The organism is Epilithonimonas lactis (assembly GCF_900110605.1).
In the GTDB taxonomy this organism is placed as follows: domain Bacteria; phylum Bacteroidota; class Bacteroidia; order Flavobacteriales; family Weeksellaceae; genus Epilithonimonas; species Epilithonimonas lactis.
Genome location: NZ_FOFI01000004.1, coordinates 99070 through 111606, shown reverse-complemented (window position 1 = coordinate 111606; position 12537 = coordinate 99070). Strand labels below are relative to the sequence as shown.

At 38.8% G+C, this 12537-nt stretch carries 11 protein-coding genes; 4 read left to right on the top strand and 7 right to left on the bottom strand.

Features of this window, described 5'->3' with window-relative positions; genetic code table 11:
* The first annotated feature begins 67 nt into the window (after positions 1-67).
* The 4 genes from rlmN to BMW39_RS14340 all read left to right on the top strand — a co-directional run bounded on the left by rlmN (position 68) and on the right by BMW39_RS14340 (position 5444).
* Complete coding sequence (rlmN, locus tag BMW39_RS14355) at positions 68-1102, top strand: 23S rRNA (adenine(2503)-C(2))-methyltransferase RlmN (RefSeq protein ID WP_034974475.1); 1035 nt, start codon at positions 68-70, stop codon at positions 1100-1102.
* Between the two features lie 67 nt (positions 1103-1169).
* On the top strand, positions 1170-2048 hold the full coding sequence (locus tag BMW39_RS14350) for a hypothetical protein (protein WP_034974473.1): 879 nt from the start codon (positions 1170-1172) through the stop codon (positions 2046-2048).
* Between the two features lie 257 nt (positions 2049-2305).
* The gene (locus tag BMW39_RS14345; RefSeq protein WP_034974471.1) at positions 2306-3283 is read left to right on the top strand and encodes a polyprenyl synthetase family protein; all 978 of its coding nucleotides are present in this window, start codon (positions 2306-2308) and stop codon (positions 3281-3283) included.
* A 121-nt stretch (positions 3284-3404) separates the two neighbouring features.
* Positions 3405-5444: a PAS domain-containing sensor histidine kinase gene (locus BMW39_RS14340; protein WP_051879875.1), complete on the top strand. Its 2040-nt coding sequence runs from the start codon at positions 3405-3407 to the stop codon at positions 5442-5444.
* 19 nt (positions 5445-5463) lie between these two features.
* Here the strand turns inward: BMW39_RS14340 and BMW39_RS14335 are convergent, their stop codons facing one another.
* From BMW39_RS14335 to BMW39_RS14305, 7 genes are all read right to left on the bottom strand, one after another.
* On the bottom strand, positions 5464-6630 hold the full coding sequence (locus BMW39_RS14335; RefSeq protein WP_034974469.1) for a hypothetical protein: 1167 nt from the start codon (positions 6628-6630) through the stop codon (positions 5464-5466).
* On the bottom strand, positions 6627-7022 hold the full coding sequence (locus BMW39_RS14330; protein ID WP_034974468.1) for a hypothetical protein: 396 nt from the start codon (positions 7020-7022) through the stop codon (positions 6627-6629). Before BMW39_RS14330 ends, BMW39_RS14335 begins: the two co-directional genes overlap by 4 nt.
* Positions 7006-7566 carry a LemA family protein gene (locus tag BMW39_RS14325; protein WP_034974466.1) on the bottom strand — a complete coding sequence of 187 codons (561 nt, stop codon included), beginning with the start codon at positions 7564-7566 and terminating at the stop codon, positions 7006-7008. The genes BMW39_RS14330 and BMW39_RS14325 overlap by 17 nt, the downstream gene beginning before the upstream one ends.
* A gap of 26 nt (positions 7567-7592) precedes the next feature.
* Positions 7593-8822 (bottom strand): EI24 domain-containing protein, encoded by a 1230-nt coding sequence (locus tag BMW39_RS14320; RefSeq protein WP_034974463.1) that lies wholly within the window; start codon positions 8820-8822, stop codon positions 7593-7595.
* 214 nt (positions 8823-9036) lie between these two features.
* Positions 9037-9825, bottom strand: coding sequence for an SDR family oxidoreductase (locus BMW39_RS14315; RefSeq protein WP_034974461.1), 789 nt, complete (start codon positions 9823-9825; stop codon positions 9037-9039).
* Between the two features lie 108 nt (positions 9826-9933).
* Entirely contained in the window at positions 9934-11214 is a 1281-nt protein-coding gene (locus BMW39_RS14310) for an NAD(P)/FAD-dependent oxidoreductase (protein WP_034974458.1), read from the bottom strand.
* 117 nt (positions 11215-11331) lie between these two features.
* Positions 11332-12534 (bottom strand): MalY/PatB family protein, encoded by a 1203-nt coding sequence (locus tag BMW39_RS14305; RefSeq protein WP_034974454.1) that lies wholly within the window; start codon positions 12532-12534, stop codon positions 11332-11334.
* Positions 12535-12537 lie beyond the last annotated feature (3 nt).

The following is a 12537-nucleotide window of genomic DNA, read 5'->3' as shown; positions in this document are numbered from 1 at the left end:
CTATTGCTACATTGTTATATTTTTAAATTGTTGTATTAAACGTATCTTTGCAAAAAATTTCAGAACATTGAAGGACATCAGAACACTTAACCTAGATCAGATCAAAGACTATTTCGGAACGATTGGCGAAAAACCTTTCCGTGCGAAACAAGTTTACGATTGGCTTTGGAGCAAGAACATGCATTCCTTCGATGAGATGACGAATCTTTCCAAAGATCTGCGTGAAAATCTGACGCGCGATTTTTTCATCAATCCTATTTCTGTCGATCTGCTACAGAAATCAACAGACGGAACTATTAAAAATGGCGTAAAACTTCATGATGGACTGATGGTGGAATCTGTTTTGATCCCAACAGAATCCAGAAGTACAGCCTGCGTGTCTTCACAGGTCGGGTGTTCTTTGAATTGTGAATTCTGTGCAACGGCGAAACTTAAGAGAATGCGAAATCTGGAAGTTGCAGAAATCGTAGATCAAGTCGCATTGATCGACCGCCAAAGCAAGGAATATTTTGACAGACCATTGACAAACATTGTGTTTATGGGAATGGGCGAACCGATGATGAATTACAAAAATGTTGTCGAGGCCATTCACAAGATCACGAAACCAGAAGGTCTGGGAATGTCGCCACGAAGAATCACCGTTTCCACATCCGGAATCCCGAAGATGATAAAAATGTTGGCTGATGAAGAGATTAAAGTAAAATTAGCGCTTTCTCTACATTCCGCAATTGAGCACAAAAGAAATGACATTATGCCATTTTCCGAGAAATTTCCTCTGACGGATATTATGGATGCGCTTCAATATTGGTATCAGAAAACGGGTTCACCAATCACTTTTGAATATTGCGTTTGGAAGGGCATCAACGATGGTGACGAAGATATCAAAGCCTTGATCAGATATTGTCGACAAGTTCCGAGCAAAGTCAACCTGATCCAATACAATCCGATTGGGGAAGGGAAATTTGACCACAGAAGTATTGCTGCGGAAGAAAAATACGTTCGTGAACTGGAAAAAGCAGGCATCACCATTATGGTCAGAAAAAGCCGTGGTGGCGATATTGACGCGGCTTGTGGACAATTGGCGAACAAATCTGCGGAGTAGTTTCCTTAACAAAATTTTAATCCATCAAATTTCCTCTTCAAAAAATCAATTCTTATTTTTACGAAATATGAAAAGGATTTTCTTATTCTTAATTGTTCTGCTGAGTTTTCAAATCTCCGCACAAAAAACGCAAAAACTAAAACTTAAAAAATACAAAAGCGCTATTCTGAGCGATTCGTTGAGAGAAAGCTCTGGACTGACGGAACTTGACGGTAGAATATTTTCTTTCAACGACAGCGGGAATACGAGTGAAATTTTTGAGATAAAGTCAGGAAGTTCGTATATCGAAAAAACGTTTCAAACTGGACTGAAAAACATTGACTGGGAAGCGATTACGAACAATGGCGAGAATTTTTATATCGGGGAATTTGGGAACAATCTTGGGACGAGGAAGGATTTGAAAGTTTACAAAGTGCCTTTCAAGAATGACTCCATAATTATTGATTCCATCAAGGTAATTCCGTTTTATTATCCCGAACAAGAAGATTTTGCGCCGAAGAATATCAACAATAATTTTGATGCGGAAGCGATGATTTTCCTGGATGGGAATATTCATATTTTCACGAAGGAATGGATCACGAATACAGTTTCTCATTACATCATCAACCCAAATCTATCTGAAAATCAACCAGCTCAGAAATTGGAAAGTTTTGACACTGGATTTGTGGTGACGGATGCGTCGTTTTATGATAACAAATTGTACGTTGTCGGTTACACGAAGAAAGCGAGGGTTTTTCTAATGATCTTCGAGAAGGATGAGAATGGAAATCTGTTCTTTAATAAGCCATTGAAAAAGTTTGCTTTGGGAAGAGCTTTCAACATTGGACAGATCGAGGGAATCACGGCGACGGAAAACGGAATCTATATTTCTGGCGAAAGATTCGATATAAAAATCAAAAAAGTGCCTCAAAGTCTTTATTTTATTCCTTTTAAAGATTTAGAATAATTATATTTGTAGAATAATAAATCGATGTTAGAAATTAGTGATTAGACATTGTACTAATACTTTCTTCTTCAGTTTTTATTACTAATTTTTGGGTCAATCGATAGACAAATCGTCAACATAGCCCCGATTGCAGTGGAAATCCTTTTTTGGCTAAGGCTGAGCGATGGAAAAAAAGATTGCAACGGAAAGCGGGTTGGAAAGGTGAAAAAAAATGCAATCGTCTTGCTCCAAAAAAATATAATCTCTAAAGGCAAAAAGTGGCGAATACTGTAGAACAAATCAAGGCTCCGATCTCTGAGGAAATGAAACTTTTCGAGCAGAAGTTTTACGAATCTATGAAAAGTAATGTTGCTCTATTGGACAAGGTCACGCGTTTCATCGTCACGACAAAAGGGAAACAGATGCGCCCGATGTTTGTGTTCCTCTGCGCAAAATTGGTAGGCGACGTGAACGAAAAAACGTTCCGTGGCGCAAGTATGATCGAGCTGATCCACACGGCGACATTGGTGCACGATGATGTTGTGGATGAGAGTTTCAAGCGTCGGAATTTCTTTTCCATCAATGCGCTTTGGAAGAATAAAATTGCGGTTTTGGTGGGCGATTATCTGCTTTCGAAATCGGTTTTGCTTTCTACGGACAACAAGGATTTTGATTTGCTTTCTGTCATTGCAAGAACCATCCGCGAGATGTCGGAAGGTGAATTGCTTCAATTGGAGAAAGCGCGAAAACTGGATATTACGGAGGATGTTTACTACGAGATCATTCGTCAGAAAACGGCGACTTTGATTGCGGCGTGTTGTGAAGTTGGTGTTCTCTCCAACAATGTGGACGAAGCGACTGCGAAAAAAATGCAGGAATTTGGGACCTACACGGGAATGGCTTTCCAGATCAAGGATGACCTTTTTGATTATCAGACCAGCAACATCATTGGAAAACCGGTTGGGATCGATATCAAGGAACAGAAGATGACCTTACCGTTGATCTACACTTTGAAGAACGCAAGTCCTGAGAATTACAAAAAATATTTCGCAACCATAAAGCGTTATAACAACGATTCCAAAAAAGTACGTGAGCTTGTGGAATTCGTAAAATCTTCTGGCGGAATGGATTACGCCATCCAAACGATGAAAGATTATCAGCAAAAAGCATTGGCAATCTTAGCAGAATTTCCTGATAATGAAGCGAAAGAATCGTTGAAGTTGATGTTGGACTACGTGATCAGCAGAAAGTTGTAAAGCAAGTCGTTAATTCATTACGAGTCAGTTATCAAAATTAATTTTTGACGTTATTTTTTAAGATTGAAATCATTATTTTTGATGGTGTTTTCATTATATTTGTCTAAGTTTTTACCCTTTTATGAACTCTCCCGATCACATCCTTCCTGAGCAGTTACTTAGTATACTTTTCAAATCACCCAATGCAACCGCTGTTTATACTGGCGAAGATATCAAGATCATCAGTGCCAACGAAGCGATGCTGAACTTTTGGGGGAAAGATAGAAAGGTGGTAGGCAAAAACTTTACTGAGGCACTACCCGAACTTTCCGGCCAACCATTTTTTGATATTTTGCAGCAAGTTTGGTGCTCTGGAGAGACTTATCTTGCAAAAGACCATCCAGCGGTAATAGAGATCGATGGCGTTTTTAACCACTACTATTTCGATTTCGAATACAAAGCCATTTTGGGTGAGAATGGAAAAACAGCTTACATCCTTCATACCGCTTTCGAAGTGTCTGATAGAATGGCAGCCAAAATGCTCATCAATGAAAAATCAATTGCTGAAGAAAAACTGACAAGGGATTTTGGAGAACTGAATGAGGAATATAAAATCACCAATGAAGAGCTACTATCCATCAATTCGAAACTGGAAAATGCGAACAAGGAATTGGTGAAATTTAAAAATAAGCTAGAGGAACTCAATCATACTTTGGTGGAGAGCGAGAACCGCTTCAGATCATTGGTAGAAAATGCTCCTGTAGCAATGGCCTCGCTGAAAGGAAATAATTTTGAAATCGATATTGCGAACGACGCAATTCTGGAAATCTGGGGAAAAGACAGAAAGGTCATAGGAATTCCGCTAGGCACTGCCCTACCCGAGATCAAAGATCAGAACTTCCTGAATATTCTTACAGATGTTTATAAATCTGGAAAACCTTACTACGGAAAAGAACACAAGACCATACTTTTAGTCAATAATATCCCTACTGAGCGCTATCTCAATTTTGTTTACAAACCAATCAGCAATGCGGATGGGAAGAGCAAAGGAATCCTGATAGTGGCCACAGATGTGACCGACCAGGTGACCTCCAGAGATACTGTGAATGAAATCAATACCAGACTGCAGATCGCGCTGGATGCCAGCAGCCTGGGATCAACAGAAGTTGAAATAGCAACTGGGACCATGCAAAGTACCGACCAGTTCAAACGCAACTTCGGATTTTTACCAGCAGAGGAATTTAAATACTCTGACCTTTTCGAAGCCATGTTACCAGAACATCGTGACCGAGTGAAAGGCCTTGTACAAGAGGCAATGAGAACCAACGGCATCTACAAGACAGAATATCCCATCATGTGGAGAGACGGCTCTGTACACTGGATCGAAGCCCACGGTCGACCGAGATATGATGAGAACGGAAAAGCTGACCGAATGGTGGGAATGACAGCCGACATCACTGAAAAGAAACTGTTCGAACAACGAAAAGATGACTTCCTGAGCATCGCAAGCCATGAGCTGAAAACGCCGCTTACCATCATCAAAGCTTCTATCCAATTGTTGGACAGATTGAAAAACGACAGCTTCACAGAAACGCATATCAAACTCATCAACCAATCATCAAAAAGCGTTGAGGCCATGGTTGCATTGATAGACGACCTTCTGAATATGAGCAGGATGAATGAAGATCAACTGACATTGGAAAAGAAAAAATTCAATCTTTACGATATGCTTTCCAAGAGCTGTGACCACATACGCATGGAAGGCAAATATGACATCCTGGTACAGGGAGACAAAGATCTGGATATCTATGCCGATGAGAACAGGATCGATCAGGTTGTGATCAATTTTGTGAACAACGCCGTGAAATACGCTTCACAATCCAAAGAGATCAAGATCAACATAGAAGCTTCTGAAGATGAAGTGAGGGTTTCCGTAAAGGATCAAGGTAATGGTATCAATGCCAATATCTTACCACACTTGTTCGACCGCTATTACCGTGCGGATCATTCTGGTAAATCCTATTCTGGACTTGGGTTGGGACTTTACATTTGTTCCGAGATCATCAAGAAGCATAACGGAAAAATAGGCGCAGAAAGTACCATGGGAGAAGGAAGCACGTTTTGGTTCACACTTCCCGCAAATCGACTTAACATCGATGCATCTGTCAGTAGCTACAATTAAGATAGTCTAAATCAGTAATTTATTTTTTTGGTTTGATGAGATACAATCCGGCATTCTTTATGATCGGCTCCACGACCTCTGTGCTATCATTCATGTAACCACCGACGTTCAGATCATACAGTAAAAAGGCAATCTTGGACCTCGTTCTGAACTTTTTAGGTAATTCGTAAATGGAAAGGTCGTTTTGAACCTTCTCGTCTCCACTTCTTTTGAGCGCTTTTTCGGTGAAATACAAATTTTCATTGTTGTATGTCAATTCAAAGAAGCCTTTGAGCATGAAGGATGGTGACACCCATTTTGGCAGACTGAAAACATTTCCGCTGGAGTAATAGTCTTCTTTTTTATAAGAAAGTAATTTAAACTCATTATCCGTTTGATAATCCTCTTTTCTCTCTTTTAAGATCTGCGTGAAGTACGTATCGAGATATTTGTCGCTTATGGCTTCCCATCCCAATTTGCTGATGGAGAAGATGCCGTTTTTTGCGTCCTTCAAAACAGTCAATCGCTTGTCTCCCAACTTAGCCGGAAAACCGAGATAATCAATCTGTCCAATCGTATCATTCTCAATATCATTGCTGCCCTGATGTGAAAAACGAAAATCATCTCTCTGAGAAAACATCAAAATCCACTGATCTTTGATCTTGAAATACATTGGAAAACAATCGTCCTCACGACCGACATTTCTATTATTATCATAGATCACCAATTCTGCATTCCGATAATGACTTTCAAAGATGGATTTGAAATCTTTATCATTGAGCTCATGATCTGAGTTAATGATCTCCGAAAATTTTTTATAAATTAATTTTTTACCTGAGTAATCATAGATGCCATTTTTCGCAAAGACGAACGGAACAAAATTTGAAAAATCAAATACAGAAGTGTACTTTTCGTGGCTAAGATCATTAGAAATGATCACATTTCCGAATGCATCATATTTCGTAAGACCTTGCCCATTTGCCAAATAAAATTCGTTTTTCAAATGATCATACAAGATGGGAAAACTACCTTTGGCAGGCACGATCTCATAATTTTTGGACTGAGGTTTTTCTACTAATGTTTTGAAATGTTGATAAGAAGACGGACGGAAAACATCTGCCGTAGTTAGATTTATCGTTGTGCACCTGTCGACAAACAATAGGATAATAATCGCAGAAACAGAAAGGATGATCGTGGCTTTTTTCATCTGTTACTACTTATGCCACCAATTTTTTTCTTCAATTGATCCTTCTCATACATCTTCTTCAAACCGTTTGCATTGACTATCACAAAAGCTGTGATGCAAAGATACATTGCGAAATAGACCATCAACATTTTGAGTCCTGCAACGTCCATGAACATGAGTAAGATCTGCGAAGCAAAACCGAAGAGCCAGCCAACCATCATAATCACGACGACAGAAAAACCAAATATTCCCAATTCCTGTGCAGGTGAGTAGACTCCGGCTTTCTTGAAAATCCAAAGCGGAATCAGGAGAAGCATCAAAGCAAAAGGATGAAACGCCGCAAATGCTACCAAATAGCCCGGCTTAGCTTCCACAGCGTGAAGAATGTCTATGATATTAAAAGGCAACTCCATCGTATTTTTTTTCTTGTTCAGAGATCTGCAAAATTTGTTTCTTTTCGTAAAGTAATATTTTTGCTAAGATGAAATTCGGAAATTCCTGGATCCCAATATTGTACATGGTCACACTTTCATTATAGAACTCTCTGCGGTCTGCAATCGCATCTTCAATCTGAGAAACGCGACCCTGAAGTAATTGGAAATTCTGGCTCGTCTTGATGTCGGGATAATTTTCTGCCACAGCAAATATCGATTTCAACTGAGTCTGCATATGGTTGGACAATTCAATCTTTTCCTCATTGGAAGTTGCATTGAGGAAGTTGGTTCTCAGTTCGGTCAGTTTCGTCAACATGGATTCCTCAAACCTCATGGATTCCTTTACCACTTTGATGAGATTCGGGATTTCGTCTGCTCTTTGTTTCAAAAGAACATCAATGTTCCCAAAGGATTTATCGACATTATTCCTCAGCATGATCAATCTGTTGTAGGTCGAAACCACCACATTTAAAAGTCCTAGAACGACCAATCCTAAAATGACGTAAGCAAAAATCTGTAACATAGTTTTATTTTCTTTTGGTTAAAATTTTATTCCGTGGGTTGCGTCACTTCCAAACTGTCTGCTTCGTAATAATTTTCCGCTGGTTCTGCAACTTTGTTTTCGTAGCTGTCATAGACATTATCATAAAAATCATCAATAGACTTCACTGGTTTAGAATTCTGAAAAGGCAGGTCCAAGTTGATCTTTCCAAATTCTATCGTATTATTTCTCAAATTGACAGGCGTCAGGAAAATAAGCGCGATCAGAATGACCCAAAAATAGACGAAATACCCTGCAGACTGCAGAATAGGACGCATCGTATTGTAGCTTTCCACGCTGCTGACTGGAGAGATCCCGAAGACATCTTTGATCTCCTCTTTCATAAAGACAGGTTCATTATTTTCCTTCAAACCAGCCTTTCCGATGAGTAAGACCTCCATATTTTCTGTAAGAAGATATTGCGTGTATCGCTTCATCGAAGATTGATAACGTTCGTCGATCTCAAAATCAATGAACTCGATCTCCTCAGACTTTACTATCATCTGTCCGCTGGCATCCTGGATATAGAAAGGTTTGCAAACAGTTTCCGAAGATTCCAAAGTGTAGGAATCATCGCCATCTTTGTCCGTGGTCACGCGTTCTACCGTGTGCAGAAATCCAATGCACTTTTTGCTTCCAATGCGTGAGATCATTGGTTCTATAGTTTTCACTTTACCAGAAATCTCTGCCAATCCCATTGCTACGGAACGGATATTTGCAGTTGGCAAAGTACGCTGGAACTTGTAAAAGCGTTTTTTATTATTTGATTTTAATGACGTTAGAAATGGTAAAATGATGAAGACGATGATGATAAAATATGGCACACCTAATGACAAGACCAAGCCAAAGAATATCAATCCGGACAATGTCAAAAGAATCTTTTTCCATACTGGAAGTGCTGGTATTCCACTTCTAATTCTGATAGCATCTTCCTCCTTGGAGCTTTGGATGCCACTTCTGATCGAAGAGACTATCATCCCAATAATTCCGAGAACGAAGACCGACAGAAAAAGAACAATTGCGACCAAGGCTGCCAACCTACTGTCATAAAGCGAGCAAAGCCAAATTGATAAAGGATTGAGGACAAAGAATAACCATTTTGGCTTTAAGTTAATCTCGTAAAGTCCCATGAGGATGACGGTGTGGAAAATGGCGACGAAAACACTCATGACCATCAGCATGATCAAAAGTCCTTTATCAACTTCCAGGGTATTGTAGAATTGGGCAAATTCATCCATAGGCAACTAATCGATTTTCAAACTTTGTCTTGACCAAAATACTAAAATTAAAGACATAAAATGAACTTTTCTTTCATAAATGTCGTACAAACATTTTCAATATTCTAAGATTTTATCAAAATCTCAAATAATAATTTAATTTCACAGTTAAAGTATGATTGATGTTAAACTTAAAGATTCTTATGAAATATTGAATTGTTTTTAATCAATACAGCTAATAAACATTAAGCAAACCGCCATCCAGAGGAATACTCGTCCCAGTAAGATAAGATGCGTAATCCGATGCCAAAAACGCCACCAAATGTCCATATTCTTCTGGTTTGCCAAGACGTTTCATTGGGATTTTATTCTCTTTAGCTTTTAGGATCTCAGCTTTAGAAATATTGTTTTGCTCAGATTCTACAGCAATTAATTTTTGAATCCTTTCGGTATCAAAATTCCCTGTTAGAATGTTATTAATCGTTACTTGATGCTGAGCCACTTCATTGGACAAGGATTTTGACCAGGCTAAAACAGCAGAACGGGTAGCGTTGGAAAGCACTAAGTTCGGAATTGGTTCTTTCACAGAAAGTGACGAAACATTGATAATCCGTCCCCATTTGTTCTCAATCATCCTCGGCAAGGCCAAAGCTGTGGTTTCGAAAACGGTTTTGAAAAGAAGGTCAAAAGCAGTTTGGAAATCTTCCACATTTTGATCAAGCGCAGTGCCAGCTTCCGGACCGTTGGTATTGTTGACCAAAATATCAACGGTATTGTTTTTAAAATAATCAGCAATAATTATTTTAAAACTTTCAAAATCAGAAAAATCGCCAACGAGATATTGGTGCTTTTGATTTTCATTGATGACCGGAAGTGCGGCCAATGAGTTTTTAAGTTTTTCTTCATTCCTAGACATCAACGTTACGTTGGCGCCACATTTTGCCAGTTCAGTCGCAATTCCCGCTCCGATTCCCGAAGTTGCTGCGCCTACCAAGGCGTTTTTATGAGTAAGGTCAATATTCATTAAATATATATTTTGATTTGGAGATAGACGGATTCGAAATAAATTTACAAAAGACAATTAAAACTTGTTAAAAAATTAAATATCTAATTGCCTTTAAACTAGTGCGAATTACTTATCATGATTTGCATTTACAATCATTCGCAAAGGTTGGTCTTTGGTAAAGTAGGCATTCATCCAATTAAAGAATGTCGTGATCTTATTTCTAAGATTGATCAACGAAAATAAGTGCACGAAAACCCAAATCAACCACGCAAAAAATCCATTGAAATGTTTGAAAGGTCCAGAGGTAAGGTCTGCCACCGCCCTATTTCTACTGATGATCGCCATCGAACCCTTGTCATTGTAAACGAAAGATTTTTGTGTAATTCCTTTTGCTTTTGCATTCAGATTTTTTGAAAGTAAAGTCGCCTGCTGAATGGCAACTTGGGCCAGTTGCGGATGACCGTCAGGAAACGCTGGGTCCGCGGTCATCAGACTTGTGTCGCCCAGTGCATAAATATTTTCTGTACCCTGAACTTTGTTGTAAGCATCCACAATCAATCGTTTTCCTTTACCATAGGTGGATTCTGGGATTCCTTTGAAAACTAGCGCTGTAACGCCGGCTGTCCACAGCAGGTTTTTTGTTTCAATTTGAGTTCCATCGGCAATGTAGACCACATCATCCACATAATCTTTAACCAGTTGTCCCAGTTTTATGTTGATTCCCATTTTTTGCAAAGATTGTGTTGCGTACTCCTGAGAAGCCTTGCTCATCGGTGCTAAAACTGTTGGCAGACCATCAATCAAATGAATATCGAATGCAACATTATTCAGCTCGGGATAATCTTTGAGGAGGATATTTTGTTTGAGTTCACTCAGCATTCCCGCAATCTCTACGCCTGTAGGACCTCCACCTGCAACAACAAAAGTTGTAAGTCTTTTTCTTTCTTGCAGGTCGTTTGTTCTGGATGCTTCCTCCAGCCTATCCAACACTGTATTTTTCAGATGGATGGCATCGTCGATGGTTTTCATCGGCAAAGCATTTTTTCGGATATTTTCGTTTCCAAAATAATTACTTACCGTTCCAGTGGCGATAATCAATTTCGAATAGGTCAATTCGCCATTATTCAAAATGATTTTATTTTCTTCTGGTTTGATTTCCAAAAGCTCTCCCATTCTGAACAAAAAATTAGGATGATTCCTAAAGAATTTCCTAAAAGGATAACTGATGTTCGAAACATCCAAAAACCCTGTGGCAACTTGATAGAGCAAGGGCGGAAAGAAGTTGTAATTATTTTTATCAATCAAAATAATATTGGATTGATAGCCAGATTTTAGAAGTTTTTCGGCGATTTCTATTCCGGCAAAGCCGCCGCCTATGATGATGGTATTTTCTGTATAAGGTTTCATATTAAATGATTAAGGTGTAGAAACAAATTTGCTTTTGCTATGCAAAAATGCAACCGTTACTTACTCAAATTGATATGATTTTAGACACTTTCTAATCGTCCAAATACAATTGATTTTCTATGAGGTAAAATCCTTTGAAGTAATCTGGGATTTGGGGATTTTATCATAGAAATTTTTCATTCGATTCAGTCCATCAGCTAAATTTGATTTTGTACAGCCGATATTGATCCTCAAAAATCCTTCGCCTGCTTTGCCGTACATTGTTCCTGAATTGACCCACAGTTTCTCGTCTTCCAATAAAATTTTTGACAAATCATCAGAAGTTTTATTCAATGACTTACAGTCTAACCAGACCAGATAGGTTCCTTCTAAAGGAAGAACTTTGATTTCCGGAAGATTTTCTTTGATGAATTCTAAGAGATACTGATAATTTTCACCGAGATAAATTTTCAATTCGTCTAACCAATTATTTCCGTTTTGGTAAGCAGCAATCAATGCGGTGGCAGCAAGAGGATTTGGGTAACTCGTCTCCTGAATTTCAAAAGTTTTATGAATCTTATTTAAAATTTCGACGTTTTGAGAAATGACATAAGAAATCGGCAAACCCGCTAGATTAAATGTCTTACAGGGCGAACCGCAAGTCACAGATTCCAAGTCGTAATTTTCAGCGACGGATGCGAAAGGAATATGTTGGTGACCTTGATAAACCAAGTCAGCATGGATTTCGTCTGACACCACCATCACTTTATGTTTAGCGCAAATTTCCGCTATCTTTTCCAGTTCATTTCTATTCCAGACTCTGCCTACAGGATTATGTGGATTACACAGTAGCAGAACTTTTGCCTTCGAATCGGATGCTTTGAATTCCAAATCGTCGAAATCAATTTTGTAAGTTCCGTTATTGTATAGAAGATTATTTTCGACCACACCAAATTCACAGTTTTCGAAGAAATTATAAAAATGGTTATAGACAGGCGGCTGAATAATGATATTTTCATCACGCTTCACATATGTCCTCAAAATCGCGGAAAGTGTGGGAATCATTCCCGGACCAGGAAGAATCCAATCTTTTTTGATACTAAACTGATGAATCTCTTTCCACCAATGGATAATGGCGTCGAAAAAATTGGCTGGCACAAGACCGTAACCAAAAACACCTTGAGACACTTTTTCCACAATTGCTTCTGTAATTTCCGGTGCAGTTTTGAAGTCCATATCTGCGACCCACATTGGTAAAACGTCGTCCTTTGCCAAATCCCACTTTACCGAATCGGTTCCGCGTCTGCTGACGATTTCATCAAAATTGTATTTTTCAGTCATTTA

Excerpts from the sequence above, each read along its gene's own strand:
- BMW39_RS14350 (WP_034974473.1), top strand. The coding sequence starts at position 1,170 with ATGAAAAGGATTTTCTTATTCTTAATTGTTCTGCTGAGTTTTCAAATC.
- BMW39_RS14340 (WP_051879875.1), top strand. The coding sequence starts at position 3,405 with ATGAACTCTCCCGATCACATCCTTCCTGAGCAGTTACTTAGTATACTT.
- BMW39_RS14335 (WP_034974469.1), bottom strand. The coding sequence starts at position 6,630 with ATGAAAAAAGCCACGATCATCCTTTCTGTTTCTGCGATTATTATCCTA.
- BMW39_RS14330 (WP_034974468.1), bottom strand. The coding sequence starts at position 7,022 with ATGGAGTTGCCTTTTAATATCATAGACATTCTTCACGCTGTGGAAGCT.
- BMW39_RS14325 (WP_034974466.1), bottom strand. The coding sequence starts at position 7,566 with ATGTTACAGATTTTTGCTTACGTCATTTTAGGATTGGTCGTTCTAGGA.
- BMW39_RS14320 (WP_034974463.1), bottom strand. The coding sequence starts at position 8,822 with ATGGATGAATTTGCCCAATTCTACAATACCCTGGAAGTTGATAAAGGA.
- BMW39_RS14315 (WP_034974461.1), bottom strand. The coding sequence starts at position 9,825 with ATGAATATTGACCTTACTCATAAAAACGCCTTGGTAGGCGCAGCAACT.
- BMW39_RS14310 (WP_034974458.1), bottom strand. The coding sequence starts at position 11,214 with ATGAAACCTTATACAGAAAATACCATCATCATAGGCGGCGGCTTTGCC.
- BMW39_RS14305 (WP_034974454.1), bottom strand. The coding sequence starts at position 12,534 with ATGACTGAAAAATACAATTTTGATGAAATCGTCAGCAGACGCGGAACC.